23 protein-coding genes and 1 pseudogene are annotated in these 22,315 nt (G+C 61.7%); 9 read left to right on the forward strand and 15 right to left on the reverse strand.

The genetic code is table 11. From position 1 onward, the window contains the following. Positions 1-72: 72 nt before the first annotated feature. From NGM28_RS23595 to NGM28_RS23620, 8 genes and pseudogenes are all read right to left on the reverse strand, one after another. Positions 73-738 (reverse strand): hypothetical protein, encoded by a 666-nt coding sequence (locus NGM28_RS23595; protein ID WP_252091719.1) that lies wholly within the window; start codon positions 736-738, stop codon positions 73-75. Continuing rightward, positions 735-1,058 carry a hypothetical protein gene (locus NGM28_RS23600; protein WP_252091721.1) on the reverse strand — a complete coding sequence of 108 codons (324 nt, stop codon included), beginning with the start codon at positions 1,056-1,058 and terminating at the stop codon, positions 735-737. Before NGM28_RS23600 ends, NGM28_RS23595 begins: the two co-directional genes overlap by 4 nt. A gap of 141 nt (positions 1,059-1,199) precedes the next feature. Continuing rightward, positions 1,200-1,601 (reverse strand): annotated as a pseudogene (locus NGM28_RS28845) (ParA family protein); the annotation flags it as partial. 6 nt (positions 1,602-1,607) lie between these two features. Continuing rightward, complete coding sequence (locus NGM28_RS23605) at positions 1,608-1,820, reverse strand: ParA family protein (protein ID WP_353620536.1); 213 nt, start codon at positions 1,818-1,820, stop codon at positions 1,608-1,610. A gap of 83 nt (positions 1,821-1,903) precedes the next feature. Continuing rightward, on the reverse strand, positions 1,904-3,151 hold the full coding sequence (locus tag NGM28_RS23610; protein WP_252091726.1) for a ribonucleotide-diphosphate reductase subunit beta: 1,248 nt from the start codon (positions 3,149-3,151) through the stop codon (positions 1,904-1,906). 152 nt (positions 3,152-3,303) lie between these two features. Further along, positions 3,304-3,444: a hypothetical protein gene (locus NGM28_RS23615; RefSeq protein ID WP_252091728.1), complete on the reverse strand. Its 141-nt coding sequence runs from the start codon at positions 3,442-3,444 to the stop codon at positions 3,304-3,306. A gap of 952 nt (positions 3,445-4,396) precedes the next feature. Next, positions 4,397-4,528 (reverse strand): hypothetical protein, encoded by a 132-nt coding sequence (locus tag NGM28_RS28725; RefSeq protein ID WP_286089076.1) that lies wholly within the window; start codon positions 4,526-4,528, stop codon positions 4,397-4,399. A gap of 230 nt (positions 4,529-4,758) precedes the next feature. Continuing rightward, positions 4,759-7,635, reverse strand: coding sequence for a ribonucleoside-diphosphate reductase subunit alpha (locus NGM28_RS23620; protein WP_240067177.1), 2,877 nt, complete (start codon positions 7,633-7,635; stop codon positions 4,759-4,761). Between the two features lie 800 nt (positions 7,636-8,435). Between NGM28_RS23620 and NGM28_RS23625 the strand changes: the two genes are divergently transcribed. Further along, positions 8,436-9,131 (forward strand): response regulator, encoded by a 696-nt coding sequence (locus NGM28_RS23625; protein ID WP_011532633.1) that lies wholly within the window; start codon positions 8,436-8,438, stop codon positions 9,129-9,131. Then, on the forward strand, positions 9,128-10,732 hold the full coding sequence (locus tag NGM28_RS23630) for an ATP-binding protein (RefSeq protein ID WP_252091730.1): 1,605 nt from the start codon (positions 9,128-9,130) through the stop codon (positions 10,730-10,732). The genes NGM28_RS23625 and NGM28_RS23630 overlap by 4 nt, the downstream gene beginning before the upstream one ends. Here the strand turns inward: NGM28_RS23630 and NGM28_RS23635 are convergent. Together NGM28_RS23635 and NGM28_RS23640 are read right to left on the reverse strand one after the other, a co-directional pair. After that, positions 10,729-11,430 (reverse strand): 4'-phosphopantetheinyl transferase family protein, encoded by a 702-nt coding sequence (locus tag NGM28_RS23635; protein WP_252091732.1) that lies wholly within the window; start codon positions 11,428-11,430, stop codon positions 10,729-10,731. The two genes, NGM28_RS23630 and NGM28_RS23635, sit on opposite strands and share 4 nt — an antisense overlap. A gap of 148 nt (positions 11,431-11,578) precedes the next feature. Continuing rightward, a complete protein-coding gene (locus tag NGM28_RS23640) occupies positions 11,579-12,370 on the reverse strand; it encodes a dienelactone hydrolase family protein (protein WP_240066267.1) in 792 nt (263 codons plus the stop codon). Between the two features lie 134 nt (positions 12,371-12,504). Here NGM28_RS23640 and NGM28_RS23645 point away from each other — a divergent pair, with 134 nt between their 5' ends. The 4 genes from NGM28_RS23645 to NGM28_RS23660 all read left to right on the forward strand — a co-directional run bounded on the left by NGM28_RS23645 (position 12,505) and on the right by NGM28_RS23660 (position 16,995). Next, positions 12,505-13,110, forward strand: a complete 606-nt coding sequence (locus tag NGM28_RS23645; RefSeq protein ID WP_240066266.1) for an outer membrane protein — start codon at positions 12,505-12,507, stop codon at positions 13,108-13,110. A 128-nt stretch (positions 13,111-13,238) separates the two neighbouring features. Continuing rightward, positions 13,239-13,916: a response regulator gene (locus tag NGM28_RS23650; RefSeq protein ID WP_011532638.1), complete on the forward strand. Its 678-nt coding sequence runs from the start codon at positions 13,239-13,241 to the stop codon at positions 13,914-13,916. Next, positions 13,913-15,259, forward strand: a complete 1,347-nt coding sequence (locus NGM28_RS23655; protein ID WP_240066265.1) for an ATP-binding protein — start codon at positions 13,913-13,915, stop codon at positions 15,257-15,259. The genes NGM28_RS23650 and NGM28_RS23655 overlap by 4 nt, the downstream gene beginning before the upstream one ends. Positions 15,260-15,672: 413 nt before the next feature. Next, positions 15,673-16,995 carry a dicarboxylate/amino acid:cation symporter gene (locus NGM28_RS23660; RefSeq protein ID WP_240066264.1) on the forward strand — a complete coding sequence of 441 codons (1,323 nt, stop codon included), beginning with the start codon at positions 15,673-15,675 and terminating at the stop codon, positions 16,993-16,995. A 166-nt stretch (positions 16,996-17,161) separates the two neighbouring features. On the opposite strand, the gene NGM28_RS23665 is transcribed toward NGM28_RS23660, so the two are convergent. Together NGM28_RS23665 and NGM28_RS23670 are read right to left on the reverse strand one after the other, a co-directional pair. Continuing rightward, positions 17,162-17,656 (reverse strand): SprT family zinc-dependent metalloprotease, encoded by a 495-nt coding sequence (locus NGM28_RS23665; protein WP_011532641.1) that lies wholly within the window; start codon positions 17,654-17,656, stop codon positions 17,162-17,164. A 139-nt stretch (positions 17,657-17,795) separates the two neighbouring features. Continuing rightward, on the reverse strand, positions 17,796-18,395 hold the full coding sequence (locus NGM28_RS23670) for a Yip1 family protein (protein WP_011532642.1): 600 nt from the start codon (positions 18,393-18,395) through the stop codon (positions 17,796-17,798). A gap of 263 nt (positions 18,396-18,658) precedes the next feature. Here NGM28_RS23670 and ttcA point away from each other — a divergent pair, with 263 nt between their 5' ends. Continuing rightward, positions 18,659-19,483, forward strand: a complete 825-nt coding sequence (ttcA, locus tag NGM28_RS23675; protein WP_011532643.1) for a tRNA 2-thiocytidine(32) synthetase TtcA — start codon at positions 18,659-18,661, stop codon at positions 19,481-19,483. A gap of 4 nt (positions 19,484-19,487) precedes the next feature. Next, positions 19,488-20,159, forward strand: a complete 672-nt coding sequence (locus NGM28_RS23680; RefSeq protein ID WP_240066262.1) for a DNA-3-methyladenine glycosylase I — start codon at positions 19,488-19,490, stop codon at positions 20,157-20,159. Between the two features lie 130 nt (positions 20,160-20,289). Here NGM28_RS23680 and NGM28_RS23685 read toward each other — a convergent pair whose 3' ends face one another. The 3 genes from NGM28_RS23685 to arsC are packed head-to-tail and all read right to left on the reverse strand — an operon-like array spanning position 20,290 to position 21,651. Then, the gene (locus NGM28_RS23685) at positions 20,290-20,703 is read right to left on the reverse strand and encodes a DUF2069 domain-containing protein (RefSeq protein ID WP_240066261.1); all 414 of its coding nucleotides are present in this window, start codon (positions 20,701-20,703) and stop codon (positions 20,290-20,292) included. Next, a complete protein-coding gene (wrbA, locus tag NGM28_RS23690) occupies positions 20,696-21,301 on the reverse strand; it encodes an NAD(P)H:quinone oxidoreductase (protein ID WP_213659931.1) in 606 nt (201 codons plus the stop codon). Before wrbA ends, NGM28_RS23685 begins: the two co-directional genes overlap by 8 nt. Continuing rightward, positions 21,298-21,651 (reverse strand): arsenate reductase (glutaredoxin), encoded by a 354-nt coding sequence (gene arsC, locus NGM28_RS23695; RefSeq protein WP_240066260.1) that lies wholly within the window; start codon positions 21,649-21,651, stop codon positions 21,298-21,300. The genes wrbA and arsC overlap by 4 nt, the downstream gene beginning before the upstream one ends. Positions 21,652-21,737: 86 nt before the next feature. Between arsC and NGM28_RS23700 the strand changes: the two genes are divergently transcribed. Further along, the gene (locus tag NGM28_RS23700; protein ID WP_011532648.1) at positions 21,738-22,205 is read left to right on the forward strand and encodes a TlpA disulfide reductase family protein; all 468 of its coding nucleotides are present in this window, start codon (positions 21,738-21,740) and stop codon (positions 22,203-22,205) included. Positions 22,206-22,315: the final 110 nt, after the last annotated feature.

The raw sequence follows: 22,315 nt of genomic DNA on the forward strand, positions 1-22,315 counted from the left end.
CGCCGCCGACGATCCTATTCCCTATCCAGAATTTACGTCAATAAAGTTATTGTAGGAAACTTCCGAAATTCTTCATTGGAAGAGGGCCACCTCTCGCTGTTTCTGAGTCGGGAAGCAATGGTTATAATAATTTATTAGCCATATATGCTTTCCACGTATAGATGGCTTGTTTGTGAGGTTGTCTGGAACAATGCTAGAAATGCCTTTCCATGCCTCGTCGTATTTTCGGGTGTGCAGATAGTTTATGAAGTACGAACCATCACTTTCTTTAAGAATGAGGTCGTTTTCGTTGCCGTTCTGAGGGTAGATGAGATCTATCAAGTCTTTGGAAATGACGATGCGAGGATTTACTGATATGTCTTTTTCTAAGTTGTAGGCGTGTATTAAGCCGCTACTGAATAAAAAGTCATCCTCGAAGTGGTGCATGCCATATGAAATTCCTCCGCGACACAATATGCTGTTTTTCAGTAGCTCATATTGGTAGTCAGCTACGAGGCTTAAAAAATCATGAAATTTTTCTTTGTTGAATGGTAGTGCTAGTACTACTGAGTCAGAAAACTGAATGAGCTGAAGATTTTCAAGGTTGCCTTGCAGTTTTTTGGTTTGCGCGTGAACTGACTTCAGTTTGTCAATGTATTTTTGTGAGCTGACGGGGTTTTCGCAGTCATGGCTAACCATGTTGCTAAATCCAAGCAGGTCAATAAAAGCAACAAAATAATTTTTTAAAATATTGCTCATGGTTTATTTAGGAGTTCAAGTCGTTGGTAGATTTCAGCGATGCGCTGTTCATAATTTTCCATGCGAGCTTGAGCTCCCGTCCAAACTGGACCAGACCAAGGACGGCGCTCTTCATCCATTACCCTTGTATCATCTTGAGTAATGCTGAAAATCGGCTTGCCATGTTCCTGCATCAGCGGTGCCAAACTTTGGAAGTCCCGGATTTTTGCAGCAACAAGCTCTTCGCCTGACAGTCCGCATGATAGATCGTAGTCTTTGATATTGAAAGTTTTAAGCATGGGGATGAGTGACTCTTCTGCTTTTGCAGGAATTCGGTCCATCCACATGCGGTAACTAGGTTTAGGTTGGCCGCCAAATATTTTGAAGTTTTGTAACACTATGCCTAAGAATTTTGGAAGGCCGTGCTTAATTGGTAGGTCTAAGTCCTTAAAGCTTTGATAGATTTGTTGGTGCTCTTCGATCCAGCGTTGGATGATGGATGTAAGTGTTCCAATGGCTTGAACGTTAAATCTATCTGGAGAGGTAGGAACAAAAAAGCCATCGCAAGCAAGGAAGCAAGAGCGAGTAAGTGCGCCGGAGCTTGGGCCTACGTCAATGAGGATATAGTCTATATTATGCTTGTTGCCGTATCTGGTCAGGAGGTCACCTAGGGCGACATAAGTTCTTTTTTCGTGGGTTTTATTTGAGAAGCGTTGGATGTGCGCCTCGGCAAAGGCATCCTCAATACTGCTTAATGAAACGTCCCCGCGTAATAGTTCCAGGTTTTCTTTGATTGGAATTGTTTTTACAGTATCTAAATCGATTTGTGGTATTTCGCCTTCGATCCTGGGTATTACTATTTCAAGAAGACTTGTTCCTTCCAGTTTTTGCTATTTTCCACTTGTGCGTTCTAGCTCATCAAGCTGTGCAAGCATTGGGGCTAACATTAATTCGGTAAGGTTGCACTGGGGGTCGGCATCTATGGCGAGAACCCGCTTTCCTTGATTAGCTAGATAGTGCGCGAGGTTGAATGTTGTGGTTGTCTTAGAGACGCCACCTTTGTGATTGTATAGCGTGATAACCTTTGCCATATGATTCTCCATAAAAAAAGCCCTGCATGGCAGGGCTTTTAAAATTCCCTTTCTCCATGAGGGGAATTCACTTATAGCATGTCAAAAACTTGGCATCAATCCCAGCTCAGAGCACCACCAGTCTGATACTCAATCACCCGAGTCTCAAAGAAGTTCTTCTCCTTCTTCAAGTCCATGATCTCGCTCATCCAAGGGAACGGGTTAGTCGTCCCCGGATACTCTTCCTTCAGACCAATTTGGGTCAGTCGACGGTTGGCAATGAACTTGAGGTAATCCTCCATCATCGCCGCGTTCATGCCCAGCACACCGCGCGGCATGGTGTCACGGGCGTATTCGATCTCCAGCTGGGTACCCTGCAGAATCATCTGGGTAGCCTCTTCCTTCATCGCGGCATCCCACAGGTGCGGGTTCTCGATCTTGATCTGGTTGATCACGTCGATGCCGAAGTTCAGGTGCATGGACTCGTCGCGCAGGATGTACTGGAACTGCTCGGCGACGCCGGTCATCTTGTTGCGGCGGCCCATGGACAGGATCTGGGTGAAGCCGCAGTAGAAGAAGATGCCTTCCAGCACGCAGTAGTAGGCGATCAGGTTGCGCAGCAGCTCTTTGTCGGTTTCGACGGTGCCGGTGTTGAACTCCGGATCAGAGATGGCGCGGGTGTACTTCAGGCCCCAGGCGGCCTTCTTAGCGACCGACGGGATCTCGTGGTACATGTTGAAGATCTCGCCTTCATCCATGCCCAGCGACTCGATGCAGTACTGGTAGGCGTGGGTGTGGATCGCCTCTTCGAAGGCCTGGCGCAGGATGTACTGGCGGCACTCGGGGTTGGTGATCAGGCGGTACACGGCCAGGGCCAGGTTGTTGGCAACCAGGGAGTCGGCGGTGGAGAAGAAGCCGAGGTTGCGCATGACGATGCGGCGCTCGTCTTCGGTCAGGCCGTCCATGCTCTTCCACAGGGCGATGTCGGCGGTCATGTTGACCTCTTGCGGCATCCAGTGGTTGGCGCAGCCGTCGAGGTACTTCTGCCAGGCCCAGTCGTACTTGAACGGTACCAGTTGGTTGAGGTCGGCGCGGCAGTTGATCATGCGCTTTTCGTCAACGGCGACGCGGGCCGAGGAGCCTTCCAGCTCGGCCAGGCCTTCGGCGATGTCCAGGGCGTCCAGCGCAGCCTTGGCGCGCTTGACGGCGTCGGAGTCAGCGGCAGTGGCAGCGCGGGCTTCCAAGGCGGCGGCACCGCCGGCGCTGTCGAGCTTGTCCATACCTGGCTGGCTGGCTTGATTGCTACTTGGGCCTTTAGTGGTGACTTCGTTTTCGTCCTTGTCGAATTCGTCCCAGCTCAGCATGGTGTTTTGGCTCCGCTTGTGGGTCGCATGGGGGCGACCGTAAAAATTTAAGATGAAGTGATATTGCTAGAGACCACGTAGGAATCGCCTCGGCTCATGAGGTGTCTCCACAAGGTTTCGAATTTTGGTTTGAATGGCCATGAGCTTGGTGATCAGCAATCACAGGCTTTGTTGGCGCACCGGCCGCGAAAGGCATCCGGAGGCAGGGGCCGACCATCGTAAGCGGTCAGAATTTCGAGCCGCTTTTTGAGGGGCAGCATTGTACCGGAAAACAGCAATTCGGGGGCTTTCATGTCGTGTCTCCGATCTCTTTTTTGGGCAAGAGACCCGGTAACCTTCGATGAGTTTGTCAAGACGCCAGAGCGGCTAAATTCGCCTATATGGTGTTGTGTCTTGTTCCGAAGCACACGATATAGTTTTGAGGGGGAGGGGACAAGGGTGAAATCGAAGCCGAGCTTGCTCTGAATCAAGAGGACGGACCTTAACGCCGCATGGAAATGGAGCTACAGGCGGTCATCATCAGCAAACCGATCGACGAACGGAGATGGAGCGAAGGGGATTTTGAATCAATGAAGCGGGGGGATGGATGCGCGGAGACGAAAATCAGGCATAAAAAACCGGAGCAATAGCTCCGGTTTTTTCAAAGTGGATGTAGGGGCAACGAAGTCACCGCTGAAATTGCAGGGGCCGCTGCGCGACCCATTCGCGACACAAGGCCGCTCCCACAGGTTAGTTGCACGGCTTGCCCAACGTCTCAACCACATGGGACTTGGGGGAGCTTGCGGGCGTTTTTCATCAACGTGAAGCGGTTGGTTACTGCATTGCGGCCAATCTTGCGAGTGTCACTTTTTTCCGCTCAGTGGGGTACACCCTTATGAGAGAGGTCCGTTGTTTGTCCTGAGTCGCGCGAGCGATGGGCAAAGGGCAGGCAGTGCTTCGCTGTCACGGCTCAAGCCTTGCGAGCAGGCTTCGAGCTCAAGCTCGTCATTGCTCAAAGCTTAAGTGCTTCGATGGTACGGGAGGGAATGGGGTGCTACCGGCGTTGGGTTTTCCGGTGTTTGTGGCGGCCAAGGGCGCTGAGGTAGGTAGTCATCAGACCCCGATACCAGGAAATCGGTCACAAGTGAGAAGGCGTCATGGCATCTGCCTCAAGCAAAGCCGTAGAGTGGTAGAAGAGCCAAGAAATGAGCATGAGCATTCCGCAAGCAGAAGCCGGGAGTGTTGCTCTCCCGGCTTTTTCTGCATTTACTTCGATTTCTTCACGGTTTCAACCACATGGGTCTTGGGGTTCTGACGAGCCTTTTCGACCGTGGTGAAGCGCCCACTATCCGCATCGCGACCGATCTTCTGGTCGCCGGATGATGTCTTTTTGGACATGGCGTGATTCTCCAATTAGATGAGCATCACTTGACACTAGTCCTGACAGGCACGAAGATTCGCGCTCACTTTAGATCTGTAGGATCTAGCCTCCCTTTGAGCGATGCGCTTGCTCGTGGGAGATTCAAGCCCGATGCAGCTGCAACTGCATCGGGTTTTTTATTGCCTGAGAAAAGCACTTCTTACAAAACGGGGCGAGAGAAGTAGCCTTCTTTCGCCCCGTGCTTACCTTATTGGCAGGCTTCGCAATCCGGCTCGTCGATGGCGCAAGCCTTCGGTACCGGGGCAGGACCCGCCGCCTGGACCGGGGCGCTGTCACCGCCGCTCGACACGGCATTGAGCTTGCCGGTGTTGATGGTCGACTTCTCGGTGCTGGTCGCGGCCAGGGCACGGAGGTAGTAGGTGGTCTTCAGACCACGGTACCAGGCCATGCGGTAGGTCACGTCCAGCTTCTTGCCCGAGGCGCCGGCGATGTACAGGTTCAGCGACTGGGCCTGGTCGATCCACTTCTGGCGACGGGAGGCGGCGTCGACGATCCACTTGGTCTCGACTTCGAACGCGGTGGCGTACAGGTCTTTCAGCTCTTGCGGGATACGCTCGATCTGCTGCACCGAACCGTCGTAGTACTTCAGGTCGTTGATCATGACCGAGTCCCACAGGCCGCGGGCCTTCAGGTCGCGGACCAGGTACGGGTTGATCACGGTGAACTCGCCCGACAGGTTCGATTTCACGTACAGGTTCTGGTAGGTCGGCTCGATGGACTGCGACACGCCGGTGATGTTGGCGATGGTCGCGGTCGGCGCGATGGCCATGATGTTCGAGTTACGAATACCTTTTTGCACGCGCTCGCGCACCGGTGCCCAGTCCAGGCTCTCGGTCAGGTCGACGTCGATGTACTTCTGGCCACGGGCCTCGATGAGGATCTGCTGGCTGTCCAGCGGCAGGATGCCCTTGGACCACAGCGAACCCTGGAAGGTCTCGTAGGCGCCGCGCTCGTCGGCCAGGTCGCAGGAAGCCTGGATCGCATAGTAGCTGACCGCTTCCATCGACTTGTCGGCGAACTCGACCGCAGCGTCCGAGCCGTACGGGATGTGCTGCAGGTACAGCGCGTCCTGGAAGCCCATGATGCCCAGGCCGACCGGGCGGTGCTTGAAGTTCGAGTTGCGCGCTTGCGGCACCGAGTAGTAGTTGATGTCGATCACGTTGTCGAGCATGCGCACGGCAGTGTTCACGGTGCGTTGCAGCTTGGCGGTGTCCAGCTTGCCGTCGACGATGTGGTTTGGCAGGTTGATCGAGCCCAGGTTGCAGACCGCGATCTCATCCTTGTTGGTGTTCAGGGTGATCTCGGTGCACAGGTTCGAGCTGTGGACCACGCCCACGTGCTGCTGCGGCGAACGCAGGTTGCACGGGTCCTTGAAGGTCAGCCATGGGTGGCCGGTCTCGAACAGCATCGACAGCATCTTGCGCCACAGGTCTTTGGCCTGGATGGTCTTGAACACCTTGATCTTGTTGTACTCGGTCAGGGCTTCGTAGTACTCGTAGCGCTCTTCGAAGGCCTTGCCGGTCAGGTCGTGCAGATCAGGCACTTCCGACGGCGAGAACAGGGTCCACTTGCCGTCATCGAAGACGCGCTTCATGAACAGGTCAGGGATCCAGTTGGCGGTGTTCATGTCGTGGGTACGACGGCGGTCATCACCGGTGTTCTTGCGCAGCTCGATGAATTCTTCGATGTCGAGGTGCCAGGTTTCCAGGTAGGCGCAGACGGCGCCCTTGCGCTTGCCACCCTGGTTCACGGCGACGGCGGTGTCGTTGACCACTTTCAGGAACGGCACGACGCCTTGCGACTTGCCGTTGGTGCCCTTGATGTACGAGCCCAGGGCGCGTACCGGGGTCCAGTCGTTGCCCAGGCCACCGGCGAATTTCGACAGCATGGCGTTGTCGTGGATCGCGTGGTAGATGCCCGACAGGTCGTCCGGCACGGTGGTCAGGTAGCAGCTGGACAGCTGCGGGCGCAGGGTGCCGGCGTTGAACAGGGTCGGGGTCGAGGCCATGTAGTCGAAGGACGACAACAGGTTGTAGAACTCGATCGCACGGGCTTCTTTGTCTTTCTCTTCCAGCGCCAGGCCCATGGCCACACGCATGAAGAACACCTGTGGCAGTTCGAAGCGCACGCCATCCTTGTGGATGAAGTAGCGGTCGTAGAGGGTCTGCAGGCCCAGGTAGGTGAACTGCTGGTCGCGCTCGTGGTTGATCGCCTTGCCCATGCGCTCCAGGTCGTAGCCTTTCAGCGCTGGGTCGAGCAGTTCGAACTCGACGCCTTTCTCGACGTAGGCCGGCAGGGCCTTGGCGTACAGGTCGGCCATCTCGTGGTGGGTGGCGCTGTCGGCGACGTTCAGGAAGCCCAGGCCTTCGGCGCGCAGGGTGTCCATCAGCAGGCGGGCGGTGACGAACGAGTAGTTCGGCTCACGCTCTACCAGGGTACGGGCGGTCATCACCAGGGCGGTGTTGACGTCTTTCAGGGCCACGCCGTCGTACAGGTTCTTCAGGGTTTCGCGCTGGATCAGGTCGCCATCGACTTCGGCCAGGCCTTCGCAGGCTTCGCTGATGATGGTGTTCAGGCGGGCCATGTCCAGAGGGGCCAGGCTGCCGTCGGCCAGGGTGATGCGGATGCTAGGGTGCGGCTCGACCACGGCGTCGGTGTTGGCGCGGGTGGCGCGCTCTTTGGCGCGCTGGTCGCGGTAGATCACGTAGTCGCGGGCGACTTTCTGCTCGCCGGCGCGCATCAGGGCCAGTTCGACCTGGTCCTGGATTTCTTCGATGTGGATGGTGCCACCCGATGGCATGCGACGCTTGAACGTGGCGGTGACCTGCTCGGTCAGGCGCGCGACGGTGTCGTGGATGCGCGACGAGGCGGCGGCGGTGCCGCCTTCAACTGCGAGGAACGCCTTGGTGATGGCCACGGTGATCTTGTCGTCGGTGTAGGGGACGACAGTGCCGTTGCGCTTGATCACGCGCAGTTGGCCGGGGGCGGTGGCAGCCAGATCCTGGTTGGATTCGGCCTGCGGCGCCTTGGCCTGCGGGTTCTCGCGAGTCGTGTCGGTTTGCATGGGTGGGTGTCTCCACAGTTTCTAGTTTGTTCAGGCGCCTGTTGGGGCGCCCACCGTTCCGTCCACTTGCTCGATGGCCCGGGCGGGGACGCGCGTGATGCACGCGCATCCGCCCGCTCGGGCGTACCGACTTCGGGACAGACTCAGGAATTGGGGGCAATAAGCTGCCGCTCCCTGGCCGAAGTCAAAGGTTCTGGGCGTACCCAAAATCTGTTGCTGTTGAGTGCGAGGCAGTGCCTGCAACACTCATACCCGAACAAGGCCGTCTTGGGGCTTGCATCGGTGGCCTCCGCAGGAGCGGTTTGGCTGCTGGAATCACGTTAAGTTCAGTCAGTAAATTCGCTTGAATTTGCCTGTTGACTTGTGTTTGTGATTTTGCACGAAACCCTATATCTAGTGGTTCGCTGCGATAGGGATACAAGATAATGCGGTCTGGGGGGCTTTGCAAGGCGAGCGCCTGTGGATAACTTGTGGGTACTTTGTGGGTTTTTGCTGTAAGCCTTATCCCAAGAGGTTTGCACTATTTTTTACCTGTGCTACGCCTCTGCGCAGAATTTTGCGGGCGCGAACCCTATCACAAAAAACGGTTCAGTCGAGGGGCGTCTTGCGTGGTTGGCAGGGGTGGGGGCGGAACGTAGTATCGTCAGGCGATGTTGCGCTTTGGTGAACGGGAATTTTCCAGCGGATCAGGCAGTTGCGATAGCGAGACCGGCGCATACCTGTAGGAGCCGGCTTGCCGGCGAACAGGCCGGAACAGCCAGCGCAAGAACAACAATAAAAGACCAACACAAGGTAAGGCCATGGACCAGCCAGCAAACCGTATCCTCATCGTCGAGGACGACCAGCGCCTCGCCGAGCTCACCGCCGAATACCTCCAGGCCAACGGTTTCGAAGTGGCGGTGGAAGGCGATGGCGGCCGTGCCGCGCGGCGCATCATCGACAGCCAGCCAGACCTGGTGATCCTCGACCTGATGCTGCCTGGCGAGGACGGCCTGAGCATCTGCCGCCGCGTGCGTGGCCAGTACGCCGGCCCCATCCTCATGCTCACCGCCCGCAGCGACGAGCTCGACCAGGTCCAGGGCCTGGACCTGGGCGCCGACGACTATGTCTGCAAGCCGGTACGCCCACGCCTGCTGCTGGCGCGCATCACTGCCCTGCTGCGCCGCAGCGAGGCCCCCGAACGGCGCCAGGACCTGACCTTCGGCCCGCTGCATATAGACAGCCGCCAGCGCGAGGCGCGCCTGGGCGGCCAGCTCATCGAACTGACCGGCGCCGAGTTCGACCTGCTCTGGCTGCTGGCCAGCAACGCCGGGCGGGTGCTGTCCCGCGAAGAGATCTTCACCTCGCTGCGCGGCGTCGGCTACGACGGCCAGGACCGCTCCATCGACGTGCGCATCTCCAAGATCCGCCCCAAGATCGGTGACGACCCGATCACCCCGCGCCTGATCAAGACCCTGCGCAGCAAGGGCTACCTGTTCGTCGGCGAGGCGCCATGAACTCGATCTTCCTGCGCATCTATGGCGGCATGCTCGCCGTGCTGGTGCTGGTGGCCGTGCTGGGTGTGCTCAGCCTGCACCTGGTCAACGAGATCCGCGCCGGCCAGCACCGCGAGCGCCTGGCCCAGGGCACCTTCAGCCTGATGGCCGACAACCTGGCGCAGCAGAACGCGGTGGAGCGCACCCGTTCGCTGGTGATCTGGGAGCGCCTGCTCGGCGTGCCGCTGGACCTGCAGCCGATGTCGGGGTTCACCCTCGACGGCGGGCAGCGCGCGCGCCTGTACCGTGACTTGGTCGTGGTCGAGAAGACCGGCCCGCATGCCGCCCGGGTACTGCGCCGGGTTGGCCACGAAGATGTGCTGCTGGTGGCCGAGGTGAAGCAGATCAGCGAGCAGTTGGCCCGCGCAACCCTTTATCTATTGGCCGACGAACTCGTGCGCTACCCGGTGACCGAGCAGCAGGCGCGCCTGGCGCAGCTCAGGCAGAGCAAAGGCTTTGGTTTCGATATCGCCCTGCAGCGCATCGAGCGGGCGGCGCTGGACGACGACCAGCGGCGCCGGGTGGAGGAGGGCGACACGGTGATGGCGCTGGGCAAGGATGGCGACTCGATCCGCGTGTTCTCGGGGCTTGCCGGGTCGCCCTGGGTGCTGGAGATCGGCCCGTTGTACCAGCTCAACCCCTATCCGCCGCAACTGCTGATCCTGATCGCTTTCCTCGGGCTGTGCCTGATTGGGCTGGTGGTCTACTTGCTGGTGCGCCAGTTGGAGCGGCGGGTGTCTGGCCTTGAAGTGGCGGCTTCACGTATCGCCCAGGGCAGCCTGGACACCCGGGTGCCGGCGGGCGACGCCGACTCGGTTGGGCGCCTGGCTGCGGCCTTCAATGGCATGGCCGAGCACTTGCAGCGTTCGTTGACCATGCAGCGCGAGCTGGTGCGGGCTGTGTCCCACGAGCTGCGCACGCCCGTGGCGCGGCTGCGCTTCGGCCTGGAGATGATCGAGAGCGCCAGCACCGAGCAGGCCCGGGCCAAGCATCTGGCCGGCATGGATGGCGACATCCAGGACCTGGACCGGTTGGTCGACGAGATGCTTACCTACGCCCGCCTGGAGCAGGGCGCGCCGGCCTTGCACTTCCGGGTGGTAGACCTGGACGAACTGCTGGCGCGAGTGATCGAGGAGCTGGCGCCGCTGCGGGCCGAGGTGAAGGTGGTGCGAGGTGAGTGCCAGGGCCTGGAGGGTGCTGACGCCCGGGTTGAAGCCGAGCCGCGCTACCTGCACCGCGCCCTGCAGAACCTGGTGAGCAATGCCATGCGCCATGCCGAATCCGAAGTGCGCCTGAGCTATCAGGTCGGCCAGCAGCGTTGCCGCATCGATGTCGAGGACGACGGGCCGGGGATTCCGGAAGGTGTCTGGGACCGCATCTTTACCCCGTTCACCCGCCTCGACGACAGCCGTACCCGGGCATCGGGCGGGCATGGGCTGGGCCTGTCGATCGTGCGCAGGATCATCTATTGGCATGGCGGCCGCGCCTTGGTCGGGCGCAGTGAGCAGTTGGGCGGCGCCTGTTTCAGCCTGAGCTGGCCGCGTGAGCAGCCACGGGACTAGACACTGATCAGGCTGAGCAGGTGGCCATCCTGCACGCAGAACTGGCCATCGAGTTCGACGCCGTGGTGCCATTCGGGCGACAGGTCGGTGAGCAGGCGCAGGCGGGCCTGGCCGTCGGCGGACCAGGTCAGCAGTTCGGCGTGTTCGAAGTAGAAGCGCTGTTTGGTCAGCGGGTAGAGCGTCTTGAACAGGCTCTCTTTGAGCGAGAAGGTCAGGGTCACGGCCAGGGCCTGCTGGCTGCGGTCCAAGCGCTCCATCTCCGGGGGGGTGAAAATTTCGCCGGCCAGGCGTTCGGCGCGTTCCTCGCTCAGCAGGGTTTCCTGGTCCAGGCCCAGGCCACGGCACTGGCCATCGGCGGCGACCACCGCCGCAGCCCAGCCTTGGCCGTGGGTGATCGAGCCATGGATGCCGGCCGGCCAGATGGGGGAGCGGTCCTCGTGGCTGGCCGGCGCATGGTCACGGCCGTCCAGGAGCCGCAGGGCCTCGCGGGCGCAGACGCGGCCGGCCAGGTATTCGGCCTGGCGCTTGGCAACAGAGCGTTGCAGGCTGGCGGTTTGGGTGATACCGGCGCGCTGGAAGTCGTCAGGCGCGAGGTTGGTTGGGTCGAAGGCGCAGCTGACCAGTACGGCGCCGGGGACCGGGCGGGGCAGGGGCCAGTGATGCTGGAGGGGGGCGCAGCAGGTCGGGAGTCTGTTCATGGCGGGTATTGTGCCAGCGCCTGAGCGGGTGGTGGAGCGGAGATTTCGGGGCTGCTTTGCAGCCCATCGCCGGCAAGCCGGCTCCTACAGAGGGGCATCGTAGGAGCCGGCTTGCCGGCGATGGGCCGTGAAACGGCCCCGGCGACCTTCAATCGAACGCGGTCTTGAAGAACGCCTGCATATCCTTCCACGAGCTTTCATCCGCCGCCTTGTCATAGCCGATATCCGGCCCGCCATGCTCGCCATGGCTCAACCGATCGGCATCGGGGTTGGTGAACCCGTGCTTGGCCCCCGGGATCCCGACGAACTTGTAGTCGGCACCGGCCGCATCCATTTCCGCCTTGAACGCCGCCACCTGCTCCGGCGTGACCATGCTGTCGGCCTCACCGTGTTCTACCAGGATCTTCGCCCGGATCACCCCTGGCTGGGCCGGCGTCTGGGTCACCAGCGCGCCATGGAAGCTCACTACGGCGTCGAGTTTCACGCCCCGGCGCGCGGCATCGAGCACCACCTTGCCACCGAAGCAGTAGCCGATGGCGGCCAGTTGATGCTGCCGGGTATTGGGCTGCAGCTTGAGCAACTTCAGTCCCGCATCGAAGCGCCGGGCCGCCGCCTTCGGGTCTTTCAGCGCTGCCGCCATGAACGCCTGGGCTTCGGCGGGATGCTCGGTTTGCTTGCCTTCGCCGTACATATCGATGGCCAGGGCGTTGTAGCCCAGCGCCGCCAGATCACGGGCGCGGCGCTTGGCGTAGTCGTTCAGCCCCCACCATTCATGCACCACCAGCACGCCGGGGCGCTTGCCATCGAGGGCGTCGTCATAGGCGTAGTAGCCGATCAGGGCGGTGCCATCGGCATCCTGATAGCGGATCTCGCGGGTCTGCACCGCCGCCTGGGCGAGGGCGGTACTGCACAGCAGGGCCAACGCAAGCAGGTAACGCATGGTCAAAGCTCCTTCTTTGGACATCGGTCGGTTCGTTCAGCCGAGGTTCAGGCTGGGTTCAGCGGCGGTTCAGGGCGTCCTCCCTACTCTAGCCCCCAGACAGCAACAACGCATTCAACGGGAGTACCTGAACCATGAAAACCCTCAATACCTTGATCGCCGCCATGGCCGTTTGCGCCGCCGGCCTCACCACCGCCGCCCAGGCCGATGACAACTTCGCCAGCCTGACTTACGGCCAGACCAGCGACAAGGTGCGCAAGTCCGGCCTGCTGCAACGCAACACCGACCACCTGAACGCCGACGGCATCATCGGCAAGGACGACACCTGGGGCGTGCGCGTGGGCAAGATCAACGACCAGGGCCGCTACTACATGACCTACGACAACGTCTCGGGCGACCACAGCGGCGTCAAGCTGCGCCAGGAGAACCTGCTGGGCAGCTACGACCTGTTCCTGCCGATCGGCGATACCACCAAACTGTTCGGCGGCGGCAGCCTGGGCATGACCAAGCTGACCCAGGACTCGCCTGGCGCCCGCCGCGACACCGACTACGGCTACGCCGTCGGCCTGCAGGCCGGCGTGATCCAGGAAGTGACCGACAACACTTCGGTGGAGCTGGGCTACCGTTACCTGCGCAGCAATGCCAGCACCGAGATCGGCAGCCATGGCGGGCCGAAGGATGGCACCTTGCGCCTGACCAGCAGCGCGCAGACGTACCTGGCGGCTACCTACAAGTTCTGAGGTCGCTGTTATCCTGTACCGGCCTCGTCGCGGGTAAACCCGTTCCCACAGGTGGTGCACAACCCTGTAGGCGCGGGTTTACCCGCGATGAGGCCGGCGCAGGCATTCCCCATTGAAAGGAGATCCGCATGAAATTGCTGGTGGTCGAGGACGAGGCGCTGCTGCGTCATCACCTGTTCACGCGCCTGGGCGAAGGCGGGCACGTGGTCCAGGCGGTGGCCAACGCGGAGGAAGCCCTGTACCAGGCCGAGCAGTACAACCACGACCTGGCGGTGATCGACCTGGGCCTGCCGGGCATGAGCGGGCTGGACCTGATCCGCCAGCTGCGCAGCCTCGGCCAGACGTTCCCCATTCTGATTCTCACCGCCCGCGGCAACTGGCAGGACAAGGTCGAGGGCCTGGCCGCCGGGGCTGACGACTACGTGGTCAAACCCTTCCAGTTCGAAGAGCTCGAGGCACGCCTGAACGCCTTGCTGCGTCGCTCCAGCGGCTTCACCCAGTCGACCATCGCCGCTGGCCCCCTGGTGCTCGACCTCAACCGCAAGCAGGCCACACTGGATGACGCGCCGCTGGCGCTGACCGCCTACGAGTACCGCATCCTCGAATACCTCATGCGCCATCACCAGCAGGTGGTGGCCAAGGACCGACTGATGGAGCAACTGTACCCCGACGACGAGGAGCGCGACCCCAATGTCATCGAGGTGCTGGTCGGTCGCCTGCGGCGCAAGCTGGAAGGCGACAATGGCTTCAAGCCGATCGACACCGTGCGTGGCCTGGGCTACCTGTTCACCGAGCGCTGCCGATGATTCGCTCGCTGCGCGTGCGCCTGATGCTGGCGGCGGCGGTGTTGGCGCTGCTGTTCATGCTGGCGCTGCTGCCGGCCTTGCAGAAGGCCTTCAGCCTGGCGTTGCAGGAGTCCATCGAGCAACGCCTGGCCTCTGACGTGACCACCCTGATCTCCGCGGCGCGTGTCGAACATGGCCAGTTGCAGATGCCGGCCCTGTTGCCTGACGAGCGCTTCAACCTGCCGTACACCGGGCTGCTGGGTTACATCTTCGATCGCCAGGGCAAACTGGTGTGGCAGTCACGGGCCACGCGCAACCAGAACATCAACTACCTGCCGCGCTACGACGGGCGCGGCAACGAGTTCGCGCGCATCCACCAGACCGATGGCGAGGAGTTCTTCGTCTATGACGTGGAGGTCAAGCTGCTGGGGGGCAAGAGCGCGGCGTTCAGCATCGTGGCGCTGCAGCCGGTGAGCGAGTATCGCGCCACCTTGAGCGGCCTGCGCGAAAAGCTCTACCTGGGCTTCGGCGCGGCCTTGCTGGCGCTGATGGTACTGCTCTGGGCCGGCCTGACCTGGGGCCTGCGCTCGTTGCGTCGGCTCAGCCGTGAGCTCGACGAAGTGGAGTCCGGCGCCCGCGACGGCCTGAGCCGCGAGCACCCGCGTGAGCTGCTGCGCCTGACCGGTTCGCTCAACCGCCTGCTGCGCAGCGAACGTGAGCAACGCCAGCGCTATCGCGATTCCCTCGACGACTTGGCCCATAGCCTGAAAACGCCCTTGGCTGTGTTGCAAGGTGTGGGCGAGGGCATGGCCCAGGGCAAGAGCGAGCCTGAGCAGGCGCGGGTGCTGCAAAGCCAGATCGACCGCATGAGCCAGCAGATCGACTACCAGTTGCAGCGCGCAAGCCTGCGCAAAAGTGGCCTGGTACGGCACCAGGTCGAGCTCAAGCCGTTGCTCGACAGCCTGTGCAGCACCTTGGCCAAGGTGTACCGCGACAAACGCGTCGAGGTCAGTCTCGACTTGCCTGCCCAGGCGCGGGTGCCCATGGAGCAGGGTGCCTTGCTCGAACTGCTCGGCAACCTGCTGGAGAACGCCTACCGGCTGTGCCTGGGGCACGTGCGGGTGAGCCTGCGCGAGGTGCCGGGGCAATTGGAGCTGTGGGTTGAGGACGATGGCCCGGGTGTGCCACCCCATCAGCGCGAGCGCATTCTCGAACGGGGCGAGCGGTTGGATCGCCAGCACCCGGGGCAGGGGATTGGCCTGGCGGTGGTCAAGGACATCATCGACAGTTATGACGCCGAATTGAGCCTGGGGGATTCGATATTGGGTGGCGCTGCGTTCCGCATTGCTTTCCGTTTGGAATGACTCGCTGGCTGGCGCGGGTGCTTGTAGGAGCGGCTTCAGCCGCGATCATCCGCGAAGCGGATGCCAGGCACCGTGATGCCCGCATCGCGGCTAAAGCCGCTCCTACAGAGGGCGTGCAGTCATAACGGTCAGGCGGATTCCCGCCAACACATCTTGTACAATTTCCGCCATCGGGCGGAAATCCGCCATTCTTCCTGTAAGCTTTTGCCCCGTCCGAGGGCATACACACCCTGAAATCATTGGCCGTGCACCTCAAGCGGGCACTTTGGCATCGCCCTTGCTATTCACCTGGCAGAGGCCTGACCAGGCGCTCGACCACAACGACAAATCCCTCCGGGTGCAGGAGGGTTCGCGATTCAAGTGCCCCGACATCCTGGGAAGGATGCGCCGGCACACTTGAGGAAAAATGAGCCATGACGAAACGTCAGCCGCTGTACAAATCCCTGTATGTCCAGGTGTTGGTCGCCATCACCATCGGTATCCTGCTCGGCCACTACTACCCGGAGACCGGCGTCGCCCTCAAACCCCTGGGTGACGGCTTCGTCAAACTGATCAAGATGGTCATCGCGCCGATCATCTTCTGCACCGTGGTCAGCGGCATCGCCGGCATGCAGAGCATGAAGTCGGTCGGCAAGACCGGCGGCTACGCGCTGCTGTACTTCGAAATCGTTTCCACAATCGCCCTGATCATCGGCCTGGTCGTGGTCAACGTGGTCCAGCCGGGCGCTGGCATGCACGTCGACGTCAGCACCCTGAACGCCAGCAGCGTGGCCGCCTATGCCGCCGCCGGCGCGCAGCAGACCACCGTGGGCTTCCTGCTCAACGTCATCCCCAACACCGTGGTCGGCGCCTTCGCCAACGGCGACATCCTGCAAGTGCTGATGTTCTCGGTGCTGTTCGGTTTCGCCCTGCACCGCCTGGGCAGCTACGGCAAGCCGGTGCTGGACCTGATCGACCGCTTCGCCCATGTGATGTTCAACATCATCAACATGATCATGAAGCTGGCGCCAATCGGTGCCTTCGGTGCCATGGCCTTCACCATCGGCCAGTACGGCGTGGGTTCGCTGGTGCAGCTGGGTTACCTGATGGCCTGCTTCTACATCACCTGCATCCTGTTCGTCCTGGTGGTCCTGGGCGGCATCTGCCGCGCCCACGGCTTCAGCGTGATCAAGCTGATCCGCTACATCCGTGAAGAGCTGCTGATCGTGCTGGGTACCTCGTCCTCCGAATCGGCCCTGCCACGCATGCTGGCCAAGATGGAGCGCCTGGGCGCGAAGAAATCCGTGGTTGGCCTGGTGATCCCGACCGGCTACTCGTTCAACCTCGACGGTACCTCGATCTACCTGACCATGGCCGCGGTGTTCATCGCCCAGGCCACTGACACCACCATGGACATCACCCACCAGATCACCCTGCTGCTGGTGCTGCTGGTGGCGTCCAAAGGTGCTGCCGGCGTCACCGGTTCTGGCTTCATCGTGCTGGCTGCGACCCTGTCGGCCGTCGGCCACCTGCCGGTGGCCGGCCTGGCGCTGATCCTGGGTATCGACCGCTTCATGTCCGAAGCCCGCGCCCTGACCAACCTGATCGGCAACGCGGTGGCCACCGTGGTGGTAGCGAAGTGGGTCAAGGAACTGGACACCGACACCCTGCAGGCGGAGCTGGCTTCCGGTGGTTCGCCGCTGGTCGACACCCGTCCGACCGACGACCTGGGCGTGGCGGAAGGCCCGGCGCGTTGATCGACGTGTGAAACGCACAAAGGCGACCTTCGGGTCGCCTTTTTTGTGCCGCTGCCCCGCGATCCGATCCGTAGGAGCCAGCCTTGCTGGCGAACCAGGCGCCGCGATGCATGGCACCGGCTGCGCCGGTGTTCGCCGGCAAGGCCGGCTCCTACAACGACCGTGGCTACTCGACCCGGGTCTCGCCGCTATACACCAGGATCTCCCGGCACCGCCGACACAGATACCGCCGCCCCTGGCGCACCAGCTTGTGCCGCTGGGCGGTGAACGGGAAATCGCTCTCCGGGCACGGGCAACGATAGATATAGCGTGTCGCCACCCGCCGCTGCACCTCATAGTTGTGGCAACGGTTCGGCGGCAGCTCGTACACCCCGCGCATGATCAGTTGCCACTCCTCGCCGTGGGCCTGGATCTTGTCGCCAAACAGCTGGTGGGCGACCAGGTGCGCCACCTCATGGGCCACGGTCTGGCGCAGGAAGTCGTCCTGGTTCTCGCGGTACAACTGCAAATTGAAGCGCAGCAGGTTCTCGTGCAGGTGAGCGACACCGGCCTTCTGGCCACGCAGCTTGAAGCTGACCTGCGGGCGTGGGAAGGGGCGTTTGAAGAAGGTTTCGGCTTGCTGGTAACAGGTTTCGACGCGTTGTTTGAGCAGCTCGGGCATGGCGGGGCAATTCTCCTGACCGGGCATTATGCCGCAGGCGTCGGGCGGCTGCCGAGCCGCCGGTCAGGCACACGAAACGAAGCCGCCTTGCGGCGGCTTCGGGTGATGCCCCAGTGTTGGTTGGATCTGATTGTGTGCGTCAGTTGGTGTAGACGGGCCCCACGCCCAGTCCCCAGATGATCACGGTCGCGGCCATGATCGCCACCAGTACCACCAGGCCTACCGCCAGCACGGAGCTGGAGAACAGGAAGCCTTCGTCCGACGGGATGTTCATGAACGTCGGCAAGCCGACATACAGCAGGTACACGGTGTAGCAGATCGCCGCCGTGCCGATCAGCATGCCCAGCCACAGGTGCGGATACAGCGCCGCGAGGCCACCGATGAACAACGGGGTGGCGGTGTAGGTGGCGAAGGCGATGCATTGCGCCATGCTCGGGTTGGCGTCGTAGGTACGGGCCATCCAGTGGATGAAGGCACCCATCACCGCCACCCCGGCGAGCATCGCCAGGTAGGACATGATGCTCATCCACAGCGCGCTTTCCATGGTCAGCATCACCGCTGGCCGGTCGCCGATCACCCAGCCGACCTGGGTGGTGCCGATGAACGCCGACACGGCGGGGATCGCCGCCAGGATCAGCGTGTGGGTCAGGTACATGTGGCTGATGCTTTCTTCCTCGCCACGAATCTCCCGCCACTCCTGGTCAGGGTGGGTAAACAACCCTACAACGTGATGAATCATGCCGGTCACTCCTGTCGTCGTTGCCAAACGCCCCCCAGATGGAGCGCTTGTGGCCCGAGGCCTGAACACCGATGCAAGCGGTCGTGTGGCCTTATGTCGCAGTATAGGAAGCGGATCCCGGCACAAAACTGGCTTTTTAGAGCAAATTGCGCTGTCAGGCCGTGTGTTGATTCCCATGAAGTCTTTATCGGAAGGAACTACAGCCGCGCCCGGTTTGTGCGTAAAATAGCCGGCTTTTGTCACACCTCGCGGATCCAAGCGCTATGGGCACCCTTTCGGTCAACCAGAACAAACTGCAAAAACGCCTGCGTCGTCTCGCCGGCGAAGCCATCACCGACTACAACATGATCGAGGATGGCGACAAGGTCATGGTCTGCCTGTCCGGCGGCAAGGACAGCTACACCATGCTCGACGTTCTGTTGCACCTGCAGAAGGTGGCGCCGATCAAGTTCGACATCGTCGCGGTGAACATGGACCAGAAGCAGCCGGGCTTCCCCGAGCATGTGCTGCCGGCGTATCTCAAAGAGCTGGGCGTCGAGTACCACATCGTCGAGAAGGACACCTACTCGGTGGTCAAGGAGCTGGTGCCCGAGGGCAAGACCACCTGCTCGCTGTGCTCGCGCCTGCGCCGCGGCACGCTGTATACCTTCGCCGACGAGATCGGCGCGACCAAGATGGCCCTGGGTCACCACCGCGACGACATCGTCGAGACCTTCTTCCTCAACATGTTCTTCAACGGCGCGCTCAAGGGCATGCCGCCGAAGCTGCGCGCCGACGACGGTCGCAACGTGGTGATCCGCCCGCTGGCCTACTGCAGCGAGAAGGACATCCAGGCCTACTCGGACATGAAGGAATTCCCGATCATTCCGTGCAACCTGTGTGGTTCGCAAGAGAACCTGCAGCGCCAGGTGGTCAAGGACATGCTGGTGGAGTGGGAGCGCAAGCACCCGGGCCGTACCGAAAGCATTTTCCGCGCCCTGCAGAACGTCGCGCCGTCGCAGTTAGCCGACCGCAACCTGTTCGACTTCACCAGCCTGAAGATCGACGAGAGCGCCACCCCGCGCTTCCTCGACGTGCTGAACATCTGACCGCATGCGCGATTATCAGTGGTTGCACGAGTACTGCCTGAACCGATTCGGTTCGGCCCAGGCGCTGGAGGCCTTCCTGCCGCAGCCGCTTACGGCCGCGCAATTGCGTGATATCCCGGACGATCGCTACCTGTCGACGCTGGCCCTGCGCGTGTTCCGCGCCGGGCTCAAGCACAGCCTGGTGGACGCGAAATGGCCGGCGTTCGAGCAGGTGTTCTTCGGCTTCGACCCGGAGAAGGTGGTGCTGATGGGCGCCGAGCACCTGGAGCGGCTGATGCACGACGAGCGCATCATCCGCCACCTGGGCAAGCTCAAGAGCGTGCCGCGCAATGCGCAGATGGTGCTGGATGTGGCGAAGGAGAAGGGCAGCTTCGGCGCGTTCATCGCCGACTGGCCGGTGACCGATATCGTCGGGCTGTGGAAATACCTGGCCAAGCACGGCAACCAGCTGGGTGGGTTGTCGGCGCCGCGGTTCCTGCGGATGGTCGGCAAGGATACGTTTATCCCCACCGATGACATGGCGGCAGCGTTGATCGCGCAGAAGATCATCGACAAGCCGCCGACCAGCCAGCGCGACCTGGCGTTGGTGCAGCAAGCGTTCAACCAGTGGCATGAACAGAGCGGTCGGCCACTGTGCCAGTTGTCGGTGATGCTGGCGCATACCGTCAACCATTGAGATCGCTGGGACCGCTGTGCGGCCCTTTCGCGGCACAAGGCCGCTCCTACAGGGGAACGCGTAATCCTGTAGGAGCGGCCTTGCCGAGGCGTCGGACCGGCCGGAAAGGGCTGCAAAGCAGCCCCTGCATTTAACGACCTTCACCTGCCATGCGCCGTTCGAGCTGGAACTTCCAGCGCACGAACAGCAACCCGCTGACGAACAACCCCAGGCTCACCAGCACCTCCACCCAGCCGAACACCGCCCGCGCCGGGTCGAACGCCGCCAGCACGCCCTTGATGAAGTAGATGTTGACCACGAAGCAGGTCCAGGCATGTGCCCGGGCGCTGCCCATGAGCATGCCCGGCAGCAACAGCAGCAGGGGGATCAGCTCGATGGCCATGATCACCTCGACCCGCGCCCCGTGCAGGTCGGCGAACCACAGGTTGTTCACCACCAGCAGGGCGATCAGGCCGAAGAAGCAGGCCAGGCTCAGGGCGCGGGTGAAACGCACGCGTGGTGCCAGCCAGTCCAGTGGCGGCAGTACCTTGGGCTTTCTAGCCACGTTGCCCCTCCAGGGCCTTGGCGGTGTTCGCCAGGCGTTGGCCGAGGGCACGGCACAGGGTGATCTCGTGGGCGTCCAGCTCGCGCTTGCCGTCGGCGCCGGCGTGGTGGCTGGCGCCATAGGGCGTGCCACCGCCGCGGGTTTCGAGCAGCGCCGATTCGCTGTAGGGCAGGCCCATCACCAGCATGCCGTGGTGCATCAGCGGCAGCATCATCGACAGCAGGGTGGTCTCCTGGCCGCCGTGCAGGCTGGCGGTGGAAGTGAACACGCCGGCCGGCTTGCCCACCAGCTCGCCACCCAGCCACAGGCTGCTGGTGCCGTCGAGGAAGTACTTGAGGGGCGCGGCCATGTTGCCGAAGCGGGTCGGGCTGCCCAGCACCAGGCCTGCGCAGTGGCGCAGGTCGTCGAGGGTGGCGTACAGCGCGCCGCTGGCCGGGATGTCCGGGGCCACGGCTTCGCATTCGGTGGAGATCGCCGGCACGGTGCGCAGGCGCGCCTCCAGGCCGGCCATCTCGACGCCACGGGCGATATGCCGGGCCATCTCGCTGGTCGAACCGTGGCGGCTGTAATACAGCACCAGGATGTAGGGTTCGCTCACGGCAGGATCTCCAGGACTTTCTCCGGTGGGCGGCCGACCACGGCCTTGTCACCGGCCACCAGGATCGGGCGCTCGATCAGCTTGGGGTGCTTGACCATGGCATCGATCAGCTGGGCGTCGGTCAGGGCCGGGTTGGCCAGGTCGAGGGCCTTGTATTCGTCTTCGCCGGTGCGCAGCAATTGGCGCGCGCCGATGCCCAGCTTGCCGAGCAGTTGCGCGAGGGTGGCGGCGTCGGGCGGGGTCTCGAGGTAGCGCACGATGGTCGGCGCCAGGCCGCGAGCCTCGAGCAGTTCCAGGGCGCCGCGGGATTTCGAGCAGCGCGGGTTATGATAGAGGGTCAGATCGGTCATGACGGGTCGCATCCAGCTGGGTGTGGCGGCTATTCTAACCGCAGCGACCGACTTCAATGCTTGAAAACTTCGAGAAGGATTGACCCATGGCAAGGCGTTTGGCAGCTGCACTGGCCATCACCGCGAGCCTGTTGCTCGGCGGCTGCGGTGCGGACTACGGCGTGGACCAGCACGGCAATACGGTAAAGGCCGAACAGATCGACGGGCACTGGCTGGTGCTCAACTACTGGGCCGAATGGTGTGGCCCGTGCCGCACGGAGATCCCCGAACTCAATGCCGCTGCCAAGCAGTGGGAGGCACAGGGCATCAAGGTGGTGGGGGTGAACTTCGACGGCCTGCAGGGGCCAGACCTGAAGACCGCCGCCGACACGCTGGGCATCGGCTTCACCGTGCTCGCCCAGGACCCGGCCGAACGCTACGAGCTGCCGCGCAGTGAAGCGTTGCCAGTGACCTACATCATCGACGACAAGGGCAAGGTGCGTGAGCAACTGATGGGCGAGCAGACGCTCGAAGGGCTGCAGGCGAAGATCAAGGCCTTGAAAGGCGGCGCCTGACAGATCCAGGGGCTGCTTCGCAGCCCTTTCGCGGCACAAGGCCGCTCCTACAGGTTTTCACGTTTCTCTGTAGGAGCGGCCTTGTGCCGCGAAAGGGCCGCGCAGCGGCC

This window comes from Pseudomonas sp. MWU13-3659 (genome assembly GCF_023757525.1).
In the GTDB taxonomy this organism is placed as follows: domain Bacteria; phylum Pseudomonadota; class Gammaproteobacteria; order Pseudomonadales; family Pseudomonadaceae; genus Aquipseudomonas; species Aquipseudomonas entomophila_E.